General features: G+C 42.1%; 21 protein-coding genes. 16 read left to right on the top strand and 5 right to left on the bottom strand.

What is annotated here, in order from left to right:
- Positions 1-293: 293 nt before the first annotated feature.
- Complete coding sequence (locus IM475_RS13335) at positions 294-1478, top strand: NAD(P)H-quinone oxidoreductase subunit H (protein WP_002760089.1); 1185 nt, start codon at positions 294-296, stop codon at positions 1476-1478.
- A gap of 118 nt (positions 1479-1596) precedes the next feature.
- Here IM475_RS13335 and IM475_RS13330 read toward each other — a convergent pair whose 3' ends face one another.
- The gene (locus IM475_RS13330; protein ID WP_287727880.1) at positions 1597-1776 is read right to left on the bottom strand and encodes a hypothetical protein; all 180 of its coding nucleotides are present in this window, start codon (positions 1774-1776) and stop codon (positions 1597-1599) included.
- A 126-nt stretch (positions 1777-1902) separates the two neighbouring features.
- Between IM475_RS13330 and IM475_RS13325 the strand changes: the two genes are divergently transcribed.
- The 11 genes from IM475_RS13325 to IM475_RS13275 all read left to right on the top strand — a co-directional run bounded on the left by IM475_RS13325 (position 1903) and on the right by IM475_RS13275 (position 13219).
- Positions 1903-3285 (top strand): hypothetical protein, encoded by a 1383-nt coding sequence (locus IM475_RS13325; RefSeq protein ID WP_287727879.1) that lies wholly within the window; start codon positions 1903-1905, stop codon positions 3283-3285.
- Positions 3267-4262 (top strand): AAA family ATPase, encoded by a 996-nt coding sequence (locus tag IM475_RS13320; RefSeq protein WP_287727878.1) that lies wholly within the window; start codon positions 3267-3269, stop codon positions 4260-4262. The genes IM475_RS13325 and IM475_RS13320 overlap by 19 nt, the downstream gene beginning before the upstream one ends.
- Before the next feature lie 8 nt (positions 4263-4270).
- Complete coding sequence (locus IM475_RS13315) at positions 4271-6988, top strand: formylglycine-generating enzyme family protein (protein ID WP_287727877.1); 2718 nt, start codon at positions 4271-4273, stop codon at positions 6986-6988.
- Between the two features lie 478 nt (positions 6989-7466).
- Positions 7467-7682, top strand: coding sequence for a hypothetical protein (locus tag IM475_RS13310; RefSeq protein WP_287727876.1), 216 nt, complete (start codon positions 7467-7469; stop codon positions 7680-7682).
- Positions 7670-7885, top strand: coding sequence for a DUF2283 domain-containing protein (locus IM475_RS13305; protein ID WP_046663375.1), 216 nt, complete (start codon positions 7670-7672; stop codon positions 7883-7885). Before IM475_RS13310 ends, IM475_RS13305 begins: the two co-directional genes overlap by 13 nt.
- 175 nt (positions 7886-8060) lie before the next feature.
- Complete coding sequence (locus tag IM475_RS13300; protein WP_079209363.1) at positions 8061-8240, top strand: hypothetical protein; 180 nt, start codon at positions 8061-8063, stop codon at positions 8238-8240.
- Positions 8194-8637, top strand: coding sequence for a DUF6036 family nucleotidyltransferase (locus tag IM475_RS13295; RefSeq protein ID WP_046663377.1), 444 nt, complete (start codon positions 8194-8196; stop codon positions 8635-8637). Before IM475_RS13300 ends, IM475_RS13295 begins: the two co-directional genes overlap by 47 nt.
- 329 nt (positions 8638-8966) lie before the next feature.
- Positions 8967-11315, top strand: a complete 2349-nt coding sequence (locus tag IM475_RS13290) for an HD family phosphohydrolase (protein WP_287727875.1) — start codon at positions 8967-8969, stop codon at positions 11313-11315.
- On the top strand, positions 11312-11779 hold the full coding sequence (locus tag IM475_RS13285) for a DUF29 domain-containing protein (protein WP_287727874.1): 468 nt from the start codon (positions 11312-11314) through the stop codon (positions 11777-11779). The genes IM475_RS13290 and IM475_RS13285 overlap by 4 nt, the downstream gene beginning before the upstream one ends.
- A gap of 38 nt (positions 11780-11817) precedes the next feature.
- Complete coding sequence (locus tag IM475_RS13280; RefSeq protein ID WP_287727873.1) at positions 11818-12465, top strand: Uma2 family endonuclease; 648 nt, start codon at positions 11818-11820, stop codon at positions 12463-12465.
- Between the two features lie 112 nt (positions 12466-12577).
- Positions 12578-13219, top strand: coding sequence for a Uma2 family endonuclease (locus IM475_RS13275; RefSeq protein WP_287727872.1), 642 nt, complete (start codon positions 12578-12580; stop codon positions 13217-13219).
- Positions 13220-13254: 35 nt separating this feature from the next.
- Here IM475_RS13275 and IM475_RS13270 read toward each other — a convergent pair whose 3' ends face one another.
- The gene (locus IM475_RS13270) at positions 13255-13827 is read right to left on the bottom strand and encodes a Uma2 family endonuclease (protein ID WP_159253408.1); all 573 of its coding nucleotides are present in this window, start codon (positions 13825-13827) and stop codon (positions 13255-13257) included.
- 209 nt (positions 13828-14036) lie between these two features.
- Here IM475_RS13270 and ileS point away from each other — a divergent pair, with 209 nt between their 5' ends.
- The 4 genes from ileS (at position 14037) to IM475_RS13250 (ending at position 19124) form a co-directional block, all read left to right on the top strand.
- Complete coding sequence (ileS, locus tag IM475_RS13265) at positions 14037-16895, top strand: isoleucine--tRNA ligase (RefSeq protein ID WP_287727871.1); 2859 nt, start codon at positions 14037-14039, stop codon at positions 16893-16895.
- A gap of 84 nt (positions 16896-16979) precedes the next feature.
- Positions 16980-18089, top strand: a complete 1110-nt coding sequence (locus tag IM475_RS13260) for a DUF262 domain-containing protein (RefSeq protein WP_287727870.1) — start codon at positions 16980-16982, stop codon at positions 18087-18089.
- A complete protein-coding gene (locus IM475_RS13255) occupies positions 18079-18582 on the top strand; it encodes a HEPN domain-containing protein (RefSeq protein WP_287727869.1) in 504 nt (167 codons plus the stop codon). The genes IM475_RS13260 and IM475_RS13255 overlap by 11 nt, the downstream gene beginning before the upstream one ends.
- 125 nt (positions 18583-18707) lie before the next feature.
- Positions 18708-19124 (top strand): RidA family protein, encoded by a 417-nt coding sequence (locus IM475_RS13250; protein WP_002762767.1) that lies wholly within the window; start codon positions 18708-18710, stop codon positions 19122-19124.
- A 40-nt stretch (positions 19125-19164) separates the two neighbouring features.
- On the opposite strand, the gene IM475_RS13245 is transcribed toward IM475_RS13250, so the two are convergent.
- From IM475_RS13245 to IM475_RS13235, 3 genes are all read right to left on the bottom strand, one after another.
- Complete coding sequence (locus IM475_RS13245; RefSeq protein ID WP_002737004.1) at positions 19165-21045, bottom strand: DNA-directed RNA polymerase subunit gamma; 1881 nt, start codon at positions 21043-21045, stop codon at positions 19165-19167.
- A gap of 180 nt (positions 21046-21225) precedes the next feature.
- Positions 21226-22761: a WD40 repeat domain-containing protein gene (locus tag IM475_RS13240; RefSeq protein ID WP_287727868.1), complete on the bottom strand. Its 1536-nt coding sequence runs from the start codon at positions 22759-22761 to the stop codon at positions 21226-21228.
- 42 nt (positions 22762-22803) lie between these two features.
- On the bottom strand, positions 22804-24384 hold the full coding sequence (locus tag IM475_RS13235; protein ID WP_287727867.1) for a photosystem II high light acclimation radical SAM protein: 1581 nt from the start codon (positions 24382-24384) through the stop codon (positions 22804-22806).
- Positions 24385-24499: the final 115 nt, after the last annotated feature.

The following is a 24499-nucleotide window of genomic DNA, read 5'->3' as shown; positions in this document are numbered from 1 at the left end:
ATCAAAGCTAATAGCTGATCGCTTTTGCTGAACACTCTATTGTACTCGATCAAGCGGGGAAGTGGGGGTGTAGGGTGTGGGGTGTGGGGAAGTGGGGTGTGGGGTGTGGGGTGTAGGGTGTAGGGTGTAGGGTGTAGGGTGTAGGGTGTGGCGAAGTATAAATAAAAATAATCTCCTGACTACTGATCACTGATTACTGATCACTGATTACTGATACCCGATAGTCCTTGTGTATTGTCGAAGCGTTTACCTATAATAACTTTAAAAAGATTTTCGGGATCATCGGTAGCCCTATGGCAAAAATTGAAACGAGAACAGAACCCATGGTTTTAAACATGGGACCCCATCACCCTTCGATGCACGGAGTTTTGCGCTTAATCGTCACCCTTGACGGGGAAGACGTGATTGACTGTGAACCCGTAATCGGTTATCTTCATCGGGGCATGGAAAAAATTGCCGAAAATCGCACTAATGTCATGTACGTTCCCTACGTTAGTCGTTGGGATTACGCCGCAGGGATGTTTAATGAGGCGATTACGGTCAATGCTCCCGAAAAATTAGCCGATATCGCCGTTCCCAAACGAGCGCAATATATCCGGGTGATTATGTTGGAACTCAACCGCATCGCTAACCATTTACTCTGGTTGGGCCCCTTTATGGCGGATGTAGGCGCACAAACTCCCTTTTTCTACATTTTCCGGGAACGGGAGATGATTTATGACCTCTGGGAAGCCGCCACGGGAATGCGGTTAATTAATAATAATTATTTCCGTATTGGTGGCGTGGCGGTGGATTTACCCTACGGATGGGTGGATAAGTGCGTGGATTTCTGTGACTATTTTGACCCCAAAGTGGACGAATACGAGAAATTAATCACTAATAACCCGATTTTCCGCCGTCGTATTGAAGGGATAGGCTGCATTACCAGAGACGAAGCGATTAACTGGGGTTTATCCGGTCCGATGTTGCGCGCTTCCGGGGTGAAATGGGATTTAAGAAAAGTTGACCATTACGAGTGTTACGACGATTTTGACTGGGAAGTGCATTGGGAAACCGCCGGCGATTGTTTTGCTCGTTATCTGGTGCGGATTCGGGAAATGCGCGAATCGGTGAAAATTATCCGGCAAGCACTGAAAGGTTTACCCGGTGGTCCCTACGAAAATCTGGAAGCAAAACGGATGGCAGAAGGGAAAAAATCAGCTTGGAATGATTTTGACTATCAGTATATCGCCAAAAAAGTCGCCCCCACTTTCAAAATCCCTAAAGGTGAACATTATGTGCGCTTGGAAAGTGGTAAAGGGGAATTAGGCATCTTTATCGTCGGTAATGATGATGTTTTCCCTTGGCGTTGGAAAATTCGGGCCGCCGATTTTAATAATCTTCAAATTCTGCCCCATATCCTCAAAGGGGTAAAAGTTGCCGATATTATGGCGATTTTAGGCAGTATTGATATTATTATGGGGTCAGTTGATCGCTAAATCTCTTTCAGGGTGAGTTATCTTATTAACTCACCCTCGTTTTGGTCCAGTCTTATGAAAAAAGCACATCGGCCTTTATTTCAGCTAATGTGCTTCAATCCCTAGTATTTATCTTCATTTAGTGGGGGTGAGTGTTTTTCCCCGCTTCCAATTGAACCTCAGTGATAGGGGGAAGAATCCCGCTTTGGGGAATCTTTAACTCTCCCACCTGAACACCCAAACTAGCCAAAGCAGCTAAAGTGGTGATGATGCGGCAAATCACGTCGATGTCCGCTTTATGTTTTTGCCAGAAATTCATAGATTTTGCTCCTGTCGCCTTATGGCTTGTTTTGTGGCGACAAGTTGATTAAAATGCTTTCAGCAAATGCTGGCAAAAGGGGATCAAAAAGTGGATCAGATCGTAGGTTGACGTTTGACGAGATTTATGTTAAGGTCTGGCGAAATCAGATTATCGGATGAAGATGTAGAAACCCTTCGTAAGGCTAAAGATGCTTATGAGGGAGACTATTCTTGTGCTTCGGAGAAAACAGAGCAAATATTAATAGAAGCAAGTCGATGGTTACTTGAGGCATTTCTCGAAGAATACCGTAGTCAAACAAAAACTTCCAGTTATACCATTCGATTAAATGTTTTGAAAGCTTGGATGACAGAATCTCAGCCACAATCTGGAGCAACTAAAGAGGTTTTAGAACCAAAGGGTAAGAAATTGTACTTACAAAATAAATCTGATTTTAAAGGATTTGAAAATCAGAATAAAAGGGAGTACATTACTCAAAATAAAATAAATACAACCAGAATTGAAGATATTAATGATAATTTAATTCATTTAACCTTTGATGAGGTTCTGAATTTTTTATTAGATTCGTCTATTTTAAAGGTAATTGGCATATCTGGAGATAGTTTGCGGTTTTGTACTGAACAAAAATATGGACTAGGAAAAAAAGGGCGAACCTCTAAACAGTCTTATATTGTTCAAGCTTATTGCGAAGTATTAGGACTAGATTTTGAAAGCTTAGAATGTTGTCAAATTCATCATCAAAACCTAAAAAATCAACGAACAAATAATGAGAAGATTTATAGTGTTTTGACAAAATTTAATTATACTAATCTAGTAAATTTTACTGATAAAATAGCTGCTAAACCTTTACGAGAAGGCAGTATTTATATTCCCCCTTGTCCTCATCAATATCGTGTTTTGTGTTTGCGTCGTTTAGAAAAAGAAATCTTGATCACTAATAATTTGCCAGTTAAACCTATTGTTTTTAAATTTCAAGGAGATGGTCAAGAAGAATGGGATAGCTATAGTCTTCATGAACATTTTTTCAATAATTCTGGAGGAATTAAAAATTTAAAGACTAATAATTTATGTTTGATTTTTGAAGGAATTGATTGTGCAGACTTTTCCCGTTTAAAAGACATTGATTCATTTTGGCAAAACTTAATTCCCAACGCTCGTAAAATACAAAATAGTCCCATTAAAGGCTTTTTATTAATGATTTGGTTAGATTATGGAAAAAGTAATGATTGGAGAGATAAGGACAAATTATCAGAATTAAGTCCTATTCACCGCTTACAGATTGACTCTTGCTTTGAAAAACGGTCTTTTCAGGAAATTATTCCTACTTTTGCTCAACAACTTCAGTTAGGTTGTGACTTACAGGATGAAACCACAGACTTATTTAAATCTACCTTGCAGGAATTATGGGAAAATAGCAAGCACGGCAACATAGAAGACACACTGAAAGCTTTTTATCAACAATTTCAAGGACAATTATCGAGGGAAAATAGATGGATAAACTATCCTTAACCTACACGGGAGAAATTCAACCTAAATCGGATCTTTATTATGAACCGATTCAACAGAAAATTTATCCCTATGACGCAGGTGATGAGTTAATAGAAGTTGTTAACTTGGCTATTGAATTGGGAATGCCTTTGTTACTAGAAGGTGAGCCGGGATGTGGCAAAAGTCGTCTAGCTCATGCCTTAGTTTATGAATTTAATAATGGTCAGCAAAGTGGTTCTATAAAATATTATGAGTGGATAGTTCAATCTACAAGCAAAGCGGAAGATAGTCTCTATCAATATGATTATATTGGTCGTTTACAAGCTGCTCAAATTAGCGGAATTTTAAGCCAAAAAGAAATAGAAGAATCTTCTTCTGAGCAAAAAAATCCAGCTACTTCAAAGCAAAAAAATCCAGCTACTTCAAAAGATTGGGTTGATTTACAACCCTTGGGTAAAGCATTTAAACAAAGTCAAGATAAGCAAGAACAATCGGTAGTATTAATTGATGAAATAGATAAAGCGGATCGAGATTTTCCTAATGATTTACTTTTAGCCATTGAATCTCGTCGTTTTTTCATTAAAGAAACAGGAGAACCAATTCAAGCAAATGATCAAGCTTTTCCTCTGATTATAATTACCAGTAATCAAGAAAAAAACTTACCCAATGCTTTTCTGAGACGTTGCATTTATCACTATATTGAGCTACCCAACCAAGAAAGATTAAGAAAAATATTAACCGAACGGTTTACCGACGCTGAACAAGAGGTTATCATCAAAGCAGTGGACCGTTTTCAGGAAGTGAGAACATCACAAGACGAGACTAAATCTGAAGGAGAAAAAAAAGTTAGCACCAGTGAATTAATAGCCTGGTTTAAATCGTTACTCAAGTACAAACCTGAAGAAATTATCGCCAAATTAAACGGGGACAAATTACCCCACGCTAGTGTTTTACTAAAAAGCCGTACCGATTTACAAGATTATGGAACAAGAGGTTAAAAAAGCCAATGACATCCCCCCTACTTGACCTATTTTATCAACTCAGAGACGAAGAAGGATTTCTGCTGTCTATTGAACAATATTATCGGGTGGAAAATTACCTAATTCAAAAACTCGCCAATGATTCTGATATTGCTATTCAAGAAAATCCCAACTTAGACAATCCTAAAATTAAACTTCTTTGTCAAGCTTTATGGGTTAAATCCCCGAAAGAAAAAGAAAAGTTTGATCAGGCCTGGACAGAGATGCTACAATTCCAACCAGAAATAAATATAGAAATAGCCAAAAAAACACCTATTCGCCATCCAGAAGAATCGATTAGCAAAATCATAAACCCGATGGATGATAGGGAATCTCCCTCATTAGAAATTACCCCTTCTGGGGATACACCAATAGCACCGGAGACTTCATTTCCACAAATTGCCACAGCTATTGAAAAGCGAAAAAAAATCACATCCCTAGATAATCCTGATTATTATCCTATTGGCATCGCTAAGTTACAAGAAAGTTGGCAGCAACTGCGTCCATTACCCCTAGAAAGTCCTCGACAAACTTGGGATCTAAAAGCCACGGTGATGGCAACGGCTAAACGAGGTTTTTTTGATCAAATAATTTACCAAAAGAAACAACTTTATCGCCGAGAAATTATAATTTTTATTGATTGTTCTGACTCGATGATTCCCTTTGCAGGATTTGGGCGAATAATGAAGCAAACTTGGGCAAATGTTCCCCATTTTTACTTTGATAATCTGATTAGAGACGAGGTTTTACGACAAGAAAACGGTTGGGAAAGTCAATCTTTAACCAAAGTTCTCTCTAACTATTCTCCGGAAGTAACCAGTTGTCTAATTCTTAGTGATGCGGGTGCCGCTAGAAAACGTTATGTAGAAGAGCGCTTGAGCGCAACAGAAACCCTTATCCGACGATTTAGCCGAAGATTTAGCCGAGTCGCATGGTTAAACCCCTTACCCTATCATCGATGGTATGGGACAACTGCGATCGATATTGCTGATTTAGCTGAAGATATACCCAATTTTTCCATGTTTGAACTAACCACAGAGGACTGGGAAAACTTGATAACATGGCTAAAAGAAGAAGCTATCCCACCCCGTCATTTTCCATTTAATTCTAATCAATTTCACCAAGGGGATAATTGGGATGAGGATGAAGATTTTTTTAGCGCAGAAAGCCGTTTAAGATTATTTGAAAAAGAAAACGAACCAAACACAAGAGAACTAGCGGAACGAGCGGCTTTTCCTCTTAGTTTATCCCCTAATTTACTTTATGATCTGCGTCAACATCAAGATAAAAATAATCAAGCTCCTTGGTATGCGATCGCTGATATTTTACTGTCCAGTTTAGTCCGCAAAATAGATCGAGAACTCTATGAAATGTCTCCCGATGTTCGTAAACTACTATTAGAAAAATTAACCCCAGAGGAACTCAAATCTCTGGCCTATCAGTTACAAACCTATATTCAGGAACAAATCGGTGATTATTGCTCACAATCGGTTTATTGGCAAAATCAACAATGGTTAGCTCTTGCCTACCTAAAACCCAGTCAAGCAGTCAATGAAATCAAACAGGTACTAGCAGAAGCTATCAAAAATAATAACCGAGTGCGTCTTGTGAGATTGACAGCTTTATTAGAAAATATATCGGCTGCTTTAGCCGATTATGAACCCTTATTATTGCTTAATGAACCGATTGCCGCCTATTCTAGAGGGGATTTAAACCACGTTGGCAATGTCCTTCAACTTTCCCCAGAAGACGAAGGAACCCTACAAAAACGTTTAATAGACGAAGTAGCCGCTATTGTTCCCTACAATGAAAACCTTTTTACCGCAGAAACGGTATTGGTTAATAAAACAGGCCAAGTTATCGAGAGAAAACCTGTTAAAGCCTATTTTTACGATGAAAACCTTGCGGAAGTTCGCAAATGGAAAAAAGCTCAAAACTATATCCGCATGATGTATATTCCCCAAGGAGAATTCTGGATGGGAACGGAAGATGAGGAAATCGAAAGACTGGTTAAAAAATTTGGTTGGGACGGATTTAGAAGTGAAAGACCACAACACCTAGTCAAAGTCCCCGCTTTCTACATCAGTCAAACCCCGATTACCCAAGCTCAGTGGCAAGCTATCGCCGCAACCGCTAAAATAGACATCGACCTGAAGACAAACCCCTCTCGCTTCAAAGGGGATGAGCTACCCGTAGAAAGCGTCAACTGGTATCAAGCAACAGAATTCTGTAAACGACTATCAAGGGAAACAAAACGGGAGTATCGGCTACCGAGTGAGGCAGAATGGGAGTACGCCTGTAGAGCCGGGACAAAAACACCCTTTCATTTTGGGGAAACGATAACGGCAGATTTAGCTAACTATCGAGCTACTGAAACTTATGCCGATGAATTTACAGGAAAATATCGACGTAAAACAACCCCAGTGGGCTATTTTCAGGTAGCTAACGCCTTTGGGTTGTACGATATGCACGGCAATGTCTGGGAATGGTGCGCCGATACTTGGCACGATAATTATCATGTTGCGCCGACGGATGGCAGTGCTTGGACAAAAAATGGGAATGATAATTATTCTCCATTGCGGGGCGGTTCTTGGTGCGACGGTCCGGATGCCTGCCGTTCCGCTGTCCGCTACAGCTTCTACCGCGGCTTCTACGACCTCGGCTACGGTTTTCGGGTGGTGTGCGGTGTCGGGGGGACCCTGTAACCCTTTTTCTCTTTTTTTCTCTTTTTTTTCCCTTATTCCCTTTTCCGGAATTTTTTGGGGCATACTATAGAACAAGTGTATTGGTTTAGGGGTTATACTAAATCTGGTTATTAGGTGTCGATCCCCCCTGCCCCCCTTGATAAGGGGGGTGTCGATCCCCCCTGCCCCCCTTGATAAGGGGGGTGTCCATGAGTAGAAAACGGGTTTCTCGGAGAAACCCGTTTTCTGTGCTGAAAAAGTACGGGCGAAGCATTCGGATAGAAAATCTACGGTTTCAGCAATAGGTTATTGCCCGAATGCTTCGCCCCTACAGGATGCGGGCCGATGAAGACGCAGGGATAGGTTATACTAAATCCGGTTATTAAAGACTGATTATTTATTCCCCTTTTTGCCTTTTGCCTCTTGCATGAGTGCCTGTCTTCATAAGTAGCCTATACTCAAAGGATTTAGGATTATCACCCAGATCAAACATCCTATAATGAAAGGACAAGAAAAATTAGTCCAAGAAACCCTTAGCCAACCTGATGAAATTCGACGTAGCCGCAGTGACCCTAATGTTTATCTTTTTTATAAACTTCAACGACCAAAACGTTGGCTCTGTGCCATTATCCGAAAACTCAATGGTGAAGGCTTCCTAATTACCACTTATCCCACCGATGCAATTAAAGAAGGGGAAATTTTATGGCAGAAGTAAACGTTTATTATGATCCGATGGGCAATACCTTAACCGTGTGGTTTGGCGATCGCTCTTCGGAATATCTCTGCGAAGAAACCGGCGACGAAGTTATTTTAATGAAAAATCAAAAAGGCGAAGTTATTGGTTTTGAAAAACTTAACTACAGGATTTCTGAGAACAGGAATCTTAAAATTTCCCTAGAAACTGCCACCCCTCTTTAAACAATAAAAGCGAAAAATAACACTTAAGTAGCTGGGTTATAATTAAATTAAAAATGGATTTTAAGTTCGATCCCCCCTGCCCCCCTTGATAAGGGGGGTGCCGATAGGCGGGGGGATCTACCCTTGATAAGGGGGGTGTCTGATAATTTTTAACGCCTACCTACTTAATCTCTCTATGAAAATCACTCATCAAAAAGTTAACTTAAAAGCTCCCAAAACGGAGACAGCCTATTGGCGTAGTCAATCGTACCAAACGAGACTATCGGCCTTAGAAGAAATTCGTCAAGAATATCATCAATATAAATATAATGCTGAACCAAGACTTCAAAGAGTTTATACAATTGTTAAACGATAATCAAGTGCGTTATCTCGTCTTAGGCGGCTATGCCGTTGCCTTACATGGCTATCCTCGTTATACTAAAGATATTGATATTTGGATAGAAATGAGTTCGTTAAATGCCTATAATCTAATCAAAGCCTTAGAAGGGTTCGGTTTTGGTTCTTTAGGATTAACAATTGATGACTTTTTAACGCCAGATCAAGTGATACAATTAGGTTATCCTCCTAACCGTATTGATTTAATTACAACCCCCGATGGGGTAGAGTTCCAAACTTGTTACTTATCCAGAATTGAGGTTAAAATTGACGATATTATTGTTAACTTTATCGACTTAGAAAATCTTAAAAAAAACAAAAAAGCATCAGGTAGATTACAAGATTTAGCCGATTTAGAAAATCTAGAAATAGATTAGAGCTATTGATAATTTACCTCGTACCTCGTTGCAAGGGTCTCCCTTGCAACGCATTTCTAGAGGTTCTACCTCTTGCTTAACCCATCAGGAAACGGAGAAAGACCCTCCCTTGTGTAGTTCCAAGCCCTTGCCTTTTGCCTCTCTCTTCCCCGACCTGCGACCGACTCCTCACCCCACCAACAAACTTTTTCAGCAGCCCCTAGATACCTTTCGAGAAAAAATTTTTTTGCACAGGGAGTCCTTAAAATAGAAGAGGGAACCCAAAACCAAATTGCTGGTATTTTTCCTCTGGGCATGGTGGCGCAGTTTATAGAATTTAGCTGGAATTTATGAATCATTTTCTGCATTCTTTCACTGTTTTTCCTGATTCTGCCCGAAAATCTCGCTCTTACTCCCTGGGTAAACTGCGACGACCCTTAATCTTCCTGTTTACCGTCGGTTGTCTGACTAGCGTGGTCGGTTATCGTTTCTATAATCAGCCGAAATTGGCCGTCGGGACTATTTCCCCCGTCACGATTATCGCCCCCGAAGATGCCCGTTTTCAAGACCAAGAAACCACCGCCCTCAAACGCCAAAAAATTCGGGCTGGACTGCTTCCCCGGCTGAAAAGAGACCCCCAAACCACCGACCAGATCGAGCGATCGCTGCGAGACACTTTAGGGCAATTAAGTCAAATTCGCCCAATTCTGCGAAGAAATTCCATTTTAATGGGCAGGACTATTTCCAACGCCACAATGGAAACGCTGCTCACCTTTTCTGCCCCTCAATGGTCAACTCTACAAAGCCGCCTCAACTATGAAGAATCTTTTACAAACCTCTTGACAAAAGAGCAGGAATATGCTGTTAGCGAAATCCAAGCCTATCGTCAGCGCGTGACGAAGGGAAGCTTTGAGCAATTTATCGATCGATTAGGGCAATTACGGCAAATAAAGGAGCAAACCAGCCAAAATTATCGGCATTCCAGCTTAAATAAACTCAAATACGCCGATCTGATCACAGTGGCCCAAATAGGCGATCGAGAGTGGCAAAACCTAGAAAAAGCCGTCCTGCAAGCGGGTCGCCGGATTTTGATACAAGGCATTCCCCCGGGGATTTCCACCAGTCACCTACAGGATACCATCGCCGTGCAGATTAGCAGCGATCGCCTAACCAGTCGCCAGCAGTCTTTAGCCGAAAATATCCTTCTGGCAGCCCTAGAGGGACAAACGAACCTGATAGAAGATCGGGAGGCAACCAAAGAACAAGCCGCTAAAGCGGTGGAAGCGGTAGATATGGTCATGTCTAGCGCTCAAACCGGTCAAATTATCGTTAAAGCAGGCGAAAAAATTACTCAAGCTCAGTTTGTTCTCATCGATGGCTTTGGTTTGAGCGAACGGGGCATTAACTGGATGGGTTTAGGGTCAACGGCAATCCTTGTCACCAGCGCGATCGGGACTTTTTGCCTCGTTGCTCAGCGTCTCCATCGGCCTCTGCGTCACCGGGATTTTCTTCTCTTGGGTTTACTAAGTTTTACCACACCGATCCTAGCGATCGCCAATATTCCCTTTACCAATTTGGCAGCCGTGGGTTTATTAGTCAGCAGTTTCTACGGCCCGACTCTGGCCGTCACCCAAGTCCTCTTAACTGCCGGTCTTTCCCTATTCAGCATCCAAGGTATCAGCGCCGATTTAATCGCGGGGACGATAGGGGGACTATTAGCGGCTATGATAGCGGGAAAATTGCGTTCTAGGGATGAATTATCGCTGCTAGGGATGGGAATCGGAGTCAGTCAAGGGGGTGTTTATCTGCTCACTTACCTAATCGTTAGCGCCACGGCCAGCACGATCATCTATACTCTACTACCCACGGCGCTCGTCTATGGTCTATCGGGGATAGCTTGGACGGTAATCGCCCTAGGATTATCCCCCTATTTGGAACGCTGTTTCGATGTGGTCACTCCCATTCGTCTGGTGGAGTTGTCCAATCCTAATTGTAGTTTGCTCAAACGTTTGGCCACGGAAGCGCCGGGGACTTTTCAACATACCCTTTTTGTCGCCTGTTTAGCTGAAGCGGCCGCCCGAAAACTGCACTGTAATGTGGAATTAATTCGCACGGGAACCCTTTATCACGATATCGGGAAAATGCACGATCCTCTCGGTTTTATTGAAAATCAAATGGGTGGCCCGAATAAACACGATGAAATTAACGATCCCTACGTCAGCGCCGAGATTATTAAAAAGCACGTTAGCGAAGGGTTAGTCATGGCCCGCAGACACGGTTTACCGCGAGTCGTCCGCGATTTTATTCCCGAACACCAAGGCAATCTCTTAATTTCCTATTTTTATCAGCAAGCTTTGCAAAAATCCGCCCAAAATGGTCAAGAATTCGTCGATGAGGCGGCCTTTCGCTACGATGGTCCGATTCCCCAATCGCGAGAAACGGCGATCGTTATGTTAGCCGATAGTAGCGAGGCCGCTTTGCGATCGCTGAAGGAGGCATCCCCAGAACAAGCCATGGATATGATCAAAAAGATTTTTCAGGCCCGATGGCGCGATCAACAATTAGTAGATAGTGGTATTCGTCAGGAGGAATTACCAATTATTGCCGAGGTTTTTGTGCAAGTTTGGCAACAATTCCACCATCAACGCATTGCCTACCCGAAAGCAGTTTTAGAAGTCTCCTCAGCCAAAAAAATATGAAAAAAGATCCTTGGCTAAATCAGTTACAATTTCTCTACGAACAAGATGAACATCTCTGGTTAACTGAAACAATTAAACTTCTCAAGGAAAATCGTCTAGCTGAGTTGGATATTCAACATTTAATCGAGGAGTTGGAGGCTTTGAGCAAACGGGATAAAAATCGAGTTGAGAGTTTTTTAAGACAGATAATTATTCATCTTTTGTTATGGCAATATTGGTCAGAAGAATTTGAATTAAATCATCGGCATTGGCAAGGAGAAATAGCCACTTTTAGAGTTCAGCTAAATGGATATTTAAGCACAAATTTAGAAAACTATCTCCTAGATAACCAAGAAAGAATTTATCAAGATGCCGTTTTTATTGTCGGGCAAAAAACTGAAATATCTCCTCACAATTTCCCTCTAAATTGTCCCTATTCCCTTGAACAAATGCTTGATAGGCATTGGTTGCCAGAGCGAAATTAGTTAAATCCCACAGGAAAAAATCAAGGATAATTACCAAAATGCTACTAATTACTCTCAACGAAAATACTTTATCTTTATCTCCGGGCAGTCAAGTTATTTTTCCCCATCAGACTTGGGAAGATTACGAAAGATTACTGAGTTTACGTCTCCAAAAAACCTATCCCAAACTTTATTTTAATCGCAAAACTCAAGAAATTCGGCTTATGTCTCCTTTACCAAGTCATGGCAAACGTATCAATCTTTTAAGTGATTTAGTAAAAATTATCCTCCGTCGTCAAGGTAAAGACTGGGAATGTTTTGATCCCATTACCTTGAAAATGCCTGGAGAAGCGGGAGTAGAGCCAGATACTTGTTTTTATATTGATAATAGACAGGCAATTTTAGGCAAAGAAAGAATTGATTTAACTGTCGATCCTCCTCCCGATTTAGCTATAGAAGTGGACTTTACTTCTCTGACTGATGTAGAGGCCTATCAATTGTTGAAAATACCCGAATTATGGGTTTATCGTCGGGAAGAATTAAAAATATATCTGTTCAGAGAAGACGGTTATCAAGAAAGCGAAAATAGTCGTCTCTTTCCCGATATAAATATCAAGAAACTTTTCCCCTATTATGTAGAATTAGGCTGGAATCAAGGTTCTAGTCTTGCCTTACGTCAGTTTGAAGCTTTAGAGAATTTTAGTTAAAACACTTTTTGTATAAAAGTGAGCTTAATCCCCCCTTGATCCCCCCTGCCTCCCTTAATAAGGGGGGTGCCGATAGGCGGGGGGATCTGACAAACTAAAAATAATTATCAAAATGCTACTAATTACTCTCAACGAAAATACTTTATCTTTATCTCCGGGCAGTCAAGTTATTTTTCCGCATCAGACTTGGGAAGATTACGAAAGATTGCTGAGTTTACGTCTCCAAAAAACCTATCCCAAACTCTATTTTAATCGCAAAACTCAAGAAATTCGGCTTATGTCTCCTTTACCAAGTCATGGCAATCGTGTTGATACATTAAGGGATTTAGTAAAAATTATCCTCCGTCGCCAAGGTAAAGACTGGCAATGTTTTGATCCGATTACCTTGAAAATGCCGGGGGAAGCGGGATTAGAACCAGATAGTTGTTTTTATATTGATAATAGACAGGCAATTTTAGGCAAAGAGAGAATTGATTTAACTGTTGATCCTCCTCCCGATTTAGCTATAGAAGTGGATTTTACTTCTCTGACTGATGTAGAGGCCTATCAATTGCTAAAAATCCCCGAATTGTGGGTTTATCGTCGGGAAGAATTAAAAATATATCTGTTCAGAGAAGACGGTTATCAAGAAAGCGAAAATAGTCGTCTCTTTCCCGATATAAATATCAAGAAACTTTTCCCCTATTATGTAGAATTAGGCTGGAACCAAGGTTCTAGTCTTGCCTTACGTCAGTTTGAAGCTTTAGAGAATTAGAGACCTAAAAGTGCGATGTCAAAAAAGAATTGTAATCATACCAAACCGGGGACTTTGCGATAGATAGAAGCGATCGATCCCCGGAATCCTACACTGGTAAATTCTACCTCATCTCCCGCTTCATAGATCTGTTCTTGCCAAACTCCCGAATCCTCGCGACGGTGACATTCAATTTTCCTCTGGTTTTGATGAATAAGAATGTATTCTTTTAAGGTGGGACAGGTTTGATAATCGCTAAATTTATCACCCCTATCAAAGGATTCCGTAGATTTCGATAATACTTCAATAATCAGAACGGGATAGAGAATAAAATCATCGGTATTGTTAATCTCTCTCTCGTCACAAACCACCGCAATATCGGGATAATAATAACAATTTGCCTCCTCTAACCGGACTTTGATATCGGAAGTGAGAACAAGACAGGGACTATCATCGAGATGATTACCTAAAACCTTGGCTAAATTGGCCGATAAAACGATATGCGGCTTTTTTGCGCCTACCATCGCATAAATCCGTCCTTTTCGGTACTCGTGCTTGATCGGACTGACTCTTTCCCCTTCTAGATACACTTCTGGAGAGACATAAAAAAAATTAGGATTCGTCACCATCGTCCCCATGCTCCCTATCCTCGAATAACTAAATTATAGCCTTTGGGAATCATCGCTCTTGGACACAATCTCGCTAGACTTATAGATCAATGATTGTCACTTGTAATATTTATATTACAGTTATGTGACAGGCTAGAGATAACGACTCTCAAAGGGACGTTATTTAGGAATGAATCCCGAAAACGATTGATATCCATAGGTTTGCCAGAATGTCCAACGCTAAAAGTTACAAAGATACCGTTAATTTGCCTCAAACTGACTTTGATATGCGAGCAAATGCCAGCAAACGTGAGCCAGAAATCCAGAAATTCTGGCAAGATGAGCAAATATATGAGAAATTAGCGCAAAATAACCCCAAAGAATTATTTATTCTCCACGATGGCCCCCCCTACGCTAACGGGTCCCTGCATATCGGTCATGCTTTAAACAAAATTCTCAAAGACATTATCAATAAATATAAACTGCTGCAAGGTTACAAAGTGCGCTATGTGCCTGGTTGGGATTGTCACGGGTTGCCGATTGAACTGAAGGTTTTACAAAGTCTCAAAAGCTCGGAAAAAGAGGGTCTAACCCCTTTGAAATTACGTCAGAAAGCCCATGATTTTGCCCTTCAAACGCAAAAAGAACAGTGTGAAGGTTTCAAAAGGTATGGAGTCTGGGGAGACTGGGAAAATCCCTATTTAACCCTACAACCTGAATACGAGGCCGCTCAAATTGCCGTATTCGGAAAAATGGCCCTAAAAGGTTATATTTATCGGGGACTAAAACCGGTTCACTGGAGTCCCAGTTCTCAAACCGCTTTAGCTGAGGCAGAATTAGAATATCCCGAAGGTCACACTTCCCGCAGTGTCTATGTTGCTTTCCCAATTACGTCAGTTTCAACCCCGGTTTTAAGGCCATTTTTGCCTAATTTATCCGTCGCTATCTGGACGACTACCCCCTGGACTTTACCCGGGAATTTGGCCGTCGCATTAAACCCAGAATTAAACTATTCAGTGGTGGAAACTAGCGAGTCTAATTATCTAATTGTAGCGACGGATTTAGTCGAAAAATTGGCCGACACTTTTAACAGGACTTTGACAATTAAAGCAACGGTTAAAGGTCTGGAATTAGAACATACTAAATATCGTCATCCTTTGTTTGACAGAGAAAGTGCGATTCTCATCGGTGGGGATTATGTCACCACTGATTCCGGCACCGGATTAGTTCACACGGCCCCCGGCCATGGTCAGGAGGATTATATCGTCGGCCAACGTTACGGTTTACCGATACTTTCTCCCGTGGATGATAAGGGAAATTTCACCGCAGAAGCGGGACAATTTGCGGGTTTAAATGTCCTGAAAGATGCTAATGAAGCGATAATTTTAGCACTGACAGAAAAGGGTGCCTTACTCAAAGAAGAAGCATACCAGCATAAATATCCCTACGATTGGAGAACCAAAAAACCGACAATTTTCCGCGCAACAGAACAATGGTTTGCTTCCGTGGAAGGATTCCGAGAATTAGCTTTAGATGCAATTGATTCGGTGCGTTGGATTCCTGCAACGGGTAAGAATCGCATCACTTCTATGGTTAGTGAAAGAAGCGATTGGTGTATCTCTCGTCAGCGCAGTTGGGGGGTTCCTATTCCTGTTTTTTATGACGAAGAAACGAATGAACCTCTGTTAACGGAGGAGACGATTAATCACGTTCAAGCTATCTTCGCGGTCAAGGGTTCTAATGCTTGGTGGGAGTTATCTGTAGAGGAATTGTTGCCTCCCAGTTATCGCGATAATGGTCGCAGTTATCGCAAGGGAATGGATACTATGGATGTGTGGTTTGATTCTGGTTCTAGTTGGAATGCGGTGGCTAATGCTCGACCAGAATTAAGTTATCCTGCGGATATGTATCTAGAAGGATCGGATCAGCATCGGGGATGGTTTCAATCGAGTTTATTAACCAGTGTCGCTGCTAATGGTATTGCTCCCTATAAAACGGTGTTAACTCACGGTTTTGTTTTGGATGAACAGGGACGAAAAATGAGTAAATCTCTGGGTAATGTCATCGATCCCAATGTGATCATTAATGGGGGTAAAGACCAGAAAAAAGAACCCGCTTATGGGGTGGATGTGATTCGGTTATGGGTGTCCTCGGTGGACTATACCAATGATGTGAATATCGGTAAAAATATTCTTAAACAGTTGGTAGATATCCGTAATAAAATCCGGAATACTGCCAGGTTTTTACTGGGGAGTTTAAATGATTTTGATCCCGTTAAAGATGCGGTAGCTTATGAAAAGCTACCGGAGATTGATCGCTATATGTTACATCGTATCTCGGAGGTGTTTACGGAAGTTACGGCAGCTTTTGAAAGTTTCCAATTCTTCCGCTTTTTCCAGACGGTACAGAATTTTTGTGTTGTCGATTTATCTAACTTTTATATCGACATCGCTAAGGATCGTTTATACATTTCTGATTCTAATTCTTTCCGTCGTCGCAGTTGTCAAACAGTTTATGCTATTGCTTTAGAAAATCTTGCTAAAGCGATCGCTCCTGTCCTGTCTCATCTAGCGGAAGATATCTGGCAATTTCTCCCCTACAAAACTCCTTATTTATCGGTATTTGAGTCAGGATGGCTAAACATCGATCCTGCTTGGAATAATCGCGAATTGGCCGATAAATGGGCCAAATTCCGGCAGCTACGCACCGAAGTTAATAAGGTGATGGAAACTGCAAGAAATGATAAGGCGATCGGTGCTTCTTTAGAGGCAAAAGTTTTACTTTATGTTCCCGATGAAACCTTACAACAGGAGTTAAAATTATTCAACAATTGTGATAGTTTAACGGGAAATAAAGTCGATGAATTGCGTTATCTATTTCTCTCTTCTCAGGTGGAATTAGTTAGTGATATTAGCGCAATTCAAACCGCAGAATATAAAGGAGAATCGGACTTTGTTTCGGTGGGAATTGTCAAAGCAGACGGCGAAAAATGCGATCGCTGTTGGAATTATTCCACTCAAGTGGGAAAATTTGCCGATGATCCCACTATTTGCGAGCGCTGTAATGCCGCTTTAAAAGGAGAGTTCTAAGCTAAATTAAAATGGTGCTTTATTGTCTAATAAAGTACCCTTTTAACTGTGAAAATTTTATAGATATTAGGAGGGATAAAAATTATGGTTAATTATCTCACTCAAGAAGAGAAATTACTAGCATCCGAAGAAGAAAAGTATCTAGAGGAAGAAGATGATGTGGATTTTCCTCCTGTAGATATTATTGCTTACAATGAGCAGCGATCCTGCTCTGATCTAGTTAGAATGTATCAAAAAAAACAATTGGTTATCGATCCAGATTTTCAAAGAGATGTGGTGTGGACTTATCCACAACAAACTCGTTTTATTGATAGTTTAATGAAACAGTTACCGATTCCTAGTATGTGTATTAGTCTTGACTATAAGACAGATAAACGCTATATCATCGATGGATTACAACGAATTAGTACCATCGTCAAATTTTTAACTACTGAAAATTGGAGGCTATCAAAATTAGCTGATGTAGATTCGTCTATTTCTGGAAAAACAGTTGAGGAAATAAAAACTCAGCATGAAGAATTATATGAACGCGTAGAAAATATGACTATTCCCATCACCATGATTCGCTATGACTCCAGCAAAAAAGCTCATAATAATTATATTTTTACCATTTTCCATCGCTTAAATACCGGTGGAGTAAAACTCAATAATCAGGAGATCAGAAATTGTATCTATAATGGCGAGTTTAATAGTTTTTTAAAAAAATGCGCTCAATATGAAAACTGGCTTTTGCTGATGGATCGAAAGCAGCAAAAAGCATCTCGATTTGAAGATGAAGAATTAGTGCTTCGTTTCTTTGCTTTTTATGATGAATACCAGAACTACAAGGGGAAATTGACCAGATTTTTAAATGATTATATGTATAAACATAGATTTGCTCACGAAGATTTCATTCAAGATAAAGATAAATTATTTAAGCAAACTGTTGACTTAATTTATGATAGAATCTTCAAAGAGGAACCTCTCAAAACCAGTAAAGTTATTGCTGAGGGAATTCTGTTAGGAGTTGCCAAGAATTTAGATACTTTAGTCAATCTCTCCAATGATGAATTACAAGACAAGTATTCTAGATTAATAAAATCTGAACCATTTTTGACTAAAAATTTAGCTAGTGGTATTTATCAAAAAGATAAGGCTTTAGAGAGAATTAATACATCTATCAAAATTTTTTCATCTACTGGTAATGATTACTAAAAGTTATTTATTCAAGACGTTAAACAGGCTTGATAAACTCTATAATGACTCTACAAGTGATGATCAAAAGATTTTTTATTCTAAACTAGCTCTTATAGAATTATGTGGCTGGATCGAGGAAACTATGGATGATATAGTTTTAAGATGTGCTAAACGATGCTTAAAGTCCCCAGCTAACCAAAAATTCATCAAAGACGAGATTATTAAGCCTAACTCTAACTTTCAATATGAAGCTTTTAGAAAAATGTTGATTATGGTTATTGGTTTAGCAACATTAGAAAAAATCGAAAAAAAGTTAGAAAAAACCGGTAAAATTAGTGCTTTAAAAGGTGATCTCGGTAATCTAAAGAGAAGTCGCAATCGAGCGGCTCATACTCATACTAAAGGTACTTTGAGAACCTATGACGCTCCTTCTAAAACTCAACATGATTTTGATAGAATATATGCTTTGTTAACAGAGTTAGATGCAGAATTGCAACGTCATAAATGTTGACTTATTTCTCGTACAATCGCTTTTAGCGCACCTTCGATAAAGACAATCAGTCAAAATTAAACCCCCTAACCGGCGAAAATTAACTGCAAGCGATCGAAAAACTGGGAAAATATTCAATTGATTCAATGTCATCTTTTTTAACTATCCTGCCCATGAATAATCAGGTCATCCGTACTGATAAAGCTCCGGCCCCTGTGGGTCCCTATAATCAAGCGATCGCCGCTCCTGGTCCTTTTCTCTTTGTTGCGGGACAAATTCCCCTAGATCCCGTCACGGGTGAAATCGTCTCTGGGGAAATTAGCGCCCAAACCGAACAAGTTATGGCCAATCTAGAGGGCATTTTAACCGCTGCCGGGGCTAATTGGTCAAATGTGGTGAAAACTACCGTCTTTCTCTCGGATTTAGCCAATTTCGGGGCGATGAATCAAGTTTATGCCCGTTATTTCCCCCCGGAAACTGCCCCGGCCCGGGCCTGTGTGGAAGTGGCCCGTCTTCCCAAAGATGTGCTAGTGGAAATAGAATGTATTGCCGCTTTAGCCTAAAAATTAAGGTGGGCATTGCCCACCCTAACCTAATCTCTCTCTAGACCACCAAAGCCTCTAGAATCGTCTTATTGTAGATAATTCGCCCCACAGTAGTACGCACATACTGAGAAATTATCTCACCATCCTTCTCCCTGGTTTTGCGCTCCCGATAATATTTCCAGATGCTGCCATCGGGGAGAGTTTCCGTTTCCAGGACTTCCTCATCGGGTTTATTGGTTTTCACCTTTTCTCCGACGGGTAAACGCAACCACACAGAAGCGTGTAGATCCACCAATCCCTGATCGAAAGAGCGAATAGCGTCATCCATGCTGGCGAAATAACGACCCCCACCCTTTTGGGCCTTGGGATTTTCGGCCGTGAGATAATAACAACCCAAAACCATATCCTGAGAAGGGGCAACAATCGGGCGACCGGTCGCCGGTGAGAGAATATTATGACAAGCTAACATCAATAATCGCGCTTCCGATTGTGCTTCCAGGGAGAGGGGAATATGTACGGCCATTTGGTCGCCGTCAAAGTCAGCGTTAAAAGCGGGACAGACGAGGGGATGTAACTGAATCGCCCGGCCCTCCACCAGTATCGGTTCAAACGCTTGAATGCCCAAACGGTGCAGGGTAGGAGCGCGGTTTAACATCACCGGGTGTCCCGTGATTACTTCATCCAAGACGTGCCAAACATTGGCATCCCCCCGTTGGATCATTTTCTTGGCTGCCTTGATATTATTGACGATGCCTAATTTAATTAAACGATGGATAACGAAGGGTTGGAACAATTCGATCGCCATTTCCCGGGGTAAACCGCATTGATAGATCTTCAATTTCGGACCGACAACGATAACCGAACGTCCCGAATAGTCAACCCGTTTACCGAGGAGATTTTGACGGAAACGCCCCTGTTTACCCTCGATAATATCCGATAAAGACTTCAGGGCGCGATTATTGGCCCCCACCACCGTGCGACCGCGACGACCGTTATCAATTAAAGCATCGACGGCCTCCTGTAACATCCGTTTTTCATTGCGGACGATAATTTCCGGGGCGAGAATTTCTTGCAGACGGGATAAACGGTTATTGCGGTTAATCACCCGACGGTAGAGATCGTTCAGGTCAGAGGTGGCAAAACGGCCGCCGTCCAACTGCACCATCGGGCGTAAATCGGGAGGAATCACGGGAATTACGCTTAAAACCATCCATTCTGCCTGAGAACCCGTGGCGATAAAGTTATCGATTACCCGGAGACGTTTAATTAATTTTGCCCGTTTTTGCCCCTTACTTTCGACAATTTCCGTCCGCAGTCTTTCCGCTTCTTCTTCCAGGTTAATTTCCTGTAAGAGTCTTTGGATAGCCTCGGCCCCGATACCCACTTCAATGCCGACTAATTCCGAATCCTCCGCGTAGATTTCTTCTTCGATCTCTAACCATTGATCTTCGCTGAGGAGTTGTTTATAACTAAGATTGCCCGCGTTACCCGGATCGAGAACCACATAGGCATTAAAATAGACGATCTGCTCCACGTCCCGCAGGGGCATATCGAGCAGGATACTGAGATAACTGGGAATACCTTTGAGATACCAAACGTGAGTGACGGGGGCAGCTAATTTGATAAAACCCATGCGATGACGACGTACCCGGGACTCGGTGACTTCCACCCCGCAACGTTCACAGACAATTCCCCGGTGACGGACGCGTTTGTATTTACCGCACCAACATTCCCAGTCCTTGGAGGGGCCAAAAATTTTCTCGCAGAATAACCCATCCATTTCCGGTTTGAGAGTCCGATAGTTGATCGTTTCTGGTTTGGTTACTTCTCCGACGACTTGACCGTTAGGTAGGGTTCTTTCTCCCCATTGTCGAATTCTCTCGGGGGACGCTAAACCGATTTTGACGTAATCAAATCTTTGATCTGTTGGAGTCTTCATTCTGAATTTTTTACTATGGGTAATGATTCTGGGATAAGCGATCGCTCTCGCGTTCTCGATGCCCCGATGACAACTATTGGGCAGAAACGACAGTTAACTCAGTCACTTTTTCTTCGGGTCAAACTGGCCTGACCGAGTCCGGGACATTACATTATACAATTTTTCTAGTTCGATCGACCATTAAGTGATATTTTCCCAGATGGTGATGCTGCCGTCGGCCGCAGCCGCCGCTAGGTGACAATAATCGGGGCTGAGAACTAAACTGGAAATTGGCGATGATCGCCCATCGGCAGCGGTGAGAGTGGCGATCGCCTGTTGATAATTGGCTAACCAGATTTTAATCTCTCCGTCGGTTCCCCCGGTAAATAACCACTGACCCTCCTCTGCGAATACCAAGCTGGTCACCTGACCATTATGGGCATTGATCACCCGAATTGGCGCAAAATGACCGCTTTTCTCGGGGTCGTATCGCCAGATTTTCACCGTCCCATCCACACAACCGGCGGCAATAATCTGACCATCGGCAGCGATCGCCAGACTCTGCACCGAAGAAACGTTACCGGATAGGACGGCGATTTTTGCTCCCGATCCCAATTGCCAGAGGGTGACAGTGCCATCACCTCCAGCTGCGGCGATAAAATCTTGATTAGGAGCCACTGCTAGGGCATAAATTGCCCCTAGACTGTCATAGGAGCTAAATTCTTCGTTTTCCTGCTCTAAATTCCACTGTTTTAGGGTTTGATCGTAACTACCGCTCACCAAAAAATGCCAACGGGGGGCAAAATCCAAACCGTGAATCGAACCGAGATGACCGAGGAAAATTTGATTTAATTCCAGATTACTGCCATCGCTGGCTAAAGTCCATAATTTAACGGTTTGATCGAATCCTCCCGTCGCTAGATGATAATCGCCGTTTCTGGTGACTGCTAGGGCTAAAATGCCCTGATCATGAGCTTCCACCGTATTAATCAGGGTTCCTCTCGCAAAATCCCAGATTTTTAGGGTACGATCCCAACTAACGCTAATTAAAAACCTTTGATCCTCAGTAATTGCGATCGCTGTAATCATTTCCCGATGGGCGCTCAGACGGCGATAATAGTGCCAATGGGGGATAGGGACGGGGGGGGAAGTGGGAGTTAAATTAAGGGCGGGTAGGGTGATTTGTGGCTCATTTTCCGCTTTTATGGCGTTAATATCTGCTGATTCTTCGTTAAGCGGCAAAATCTCTCTTTGTAAGCGACTGTAGGATTTTTCCAGATGTTCGATGCGTTCCAGCAGCCCGTTACGGTTGATATATTGAATAATTTGATTGTAGGACTGTTCGAGGGTGAGAATATTCTCCTCTAATTCTGCGATCTCGCGTAGCGAGCGCGTTGCGACCGCACGGGCGTTATCGCTGGCCACCGCGGGAGTGAGGGACTGTATTTGGGCCGATAAAGCTTCTTTTTCTTCTTCCCACTGCTCCTGTAAATGACCGGTTATCTCGGTTAAGCGTTGAAGTTGCCTGGTTCTTTCTCGGAGACGATTGAGAATATTCAACCCGAAAGTCACGACTAGGAGGAACAAAGGCAAAAACCCCGCACCCATGGCGATAAGGGTAAGCAGGGTTAATCCTAGGGCGATATATTCCGCTAATTCTAGCCCATGGAGGCGATGGTCGGTCATTTTGCAGTTACCGGTAAAGGGATTTTGATCATCTCCTGATTTCAGACTCATGGTAACGCTAATTGCCGCCTTGGGATTGACTAAAATTAATTTTTAAGCAGGAATTAAGACTTTTTCCTTAGTTTCTATGGGTGCGGTCAGAGCGGATTCTAAATCGGCTTTCCCTAGTCTTGCTTCCAAAATTTTCAGCACTTCCCGTCCAAAATCATCGGGATTTTGTCGCCATGCTTGCAGACAAACTTCGCCAAAGAATGACCCCAAAGGTTCAGGATTCCAGAGCAGTTTTTTGGCTGTCCAGGGCATTAAACTCATGGGATCGTAGTCGGGTTTAAGAATTTCTTTTTTGATGGCGTATTCTTCTAGATGGGTGTGGGGTTGTAGTCCGATAAAAAAGATGGCTGGTTCCACTTTATCGACTCCAAAAATGTTTTCTAATTCCCGATGATAGGCGATAGTTTGACGAATAGTTTCTAGGGTTTCATCAATAACATTAAAGGAATAATTTACCGAAACCAGATCATTAAAACCCGCCGCTTTTAAGTCCCGACAATTTTGCAGAACTGTCCGCAAATTATAGCCCATCCGCATTTTACGGACTAATTCCTGAGAACCACTGGTGATACCAATTTCAAAGTAGTTCATGCCTGTTTTTACCATTAAATCGCACAGTTTCGGGGTGAGATTATCGGCGCGAATATAGGCAGCCCAATGGATATCTTTCATCCCAGCGGCGAGGATTTTTTCTAATAGTTCTTCTACATCGTCGATAAATTTTCTGGCGGGGATAAATTGGGCATCGGTAAACCAGAAATTGCGAATGCCGCGGTCGTATAATTGGCGTATTTCCTTAACTACTTCATCGGCGGGATTAATGCGTACTTGTTTCCCTTCGACAACGGTATAGATGCAGTAGCAGCAGTTATGGGGACAGCCGCGCTTGGTTTGTACCCCGATATAAAAGTCGTTTTCTTGGAAATAGTAGGAAAATTCCGGCCAAATACTGGCGATATAGTCGTAGTTACAAGCGGATTTTTCTAACGGGGTGGGGGATTCGTGGATTAAACGCGGCCGGGGTGTGGTTTCTCCGACGACATAACAACGTTCATCGCTAAAGTCCCGGCCAGAGAGGAATTTTTCTAGCAGCGTTTCCCCTTCTCCCACTGATACAATTGTTCCTGTGGGCAGTTTGGTTTTTAGTTGTTCGTAGAAAACACTGACGGCACCACCCCCGACGATAACTCGCGCTTCGGGATGGTATTTTTTGGCCTGCTGCAACCCTCGGCGAATTAGTCCCTGATTGCGCCATAATTCGCCGTAGTAGGCTGTTGTCACCTTTAAACCTCCTAAAGCACCTCGCAGCTTGATTAGGGGGTTTTTAGCGTAGTAAAATTCAAAGGCGTTTTGCAGGGGATTACCACCGCGACCACCGACGGGAGCATATATTTGAATATCCCGCCAGGAGAATACTAGCAGGGTGGGCCGAAATTCGTCAACACAGCGATCGAGTGCCTGGTTAAAGTCTAAGGGGGGGACGGTGCCAAGGTCAAAAATCCTTTGTTCGATGTCGGGGAATAGTTTATGAACGTGGTCGGAAAGATAAACGACACCGATGGGGAAAATGGGGTTACAGGGGAGTCTAACGTAGAGGATGCGTTGTGCTTGCGGTTGAGTCATGAGATTTCTGAATGGGACGAGGACGCATTCTGAGTAATCTTAATATAACTTAACTTTGTCCGGCTTGTCTGGCAGTTATCAGTTATCAGTTATCAGTTATCAGATGTGAGTTTTC

Source organism: Microcystis sp. M061S2, assembly GCF_020245605.1.
Classification (GTDB): domain Bacteria; phylum Cyanobacteriota; class Cyanobacteriia; order Cyanobacteriales; family Microcystaceae; genus Microcystis.
Note: the sequence above shows the minus strand (reverse complement) of the source record. Positions and strands in the feature narration are given on the sequence as shown.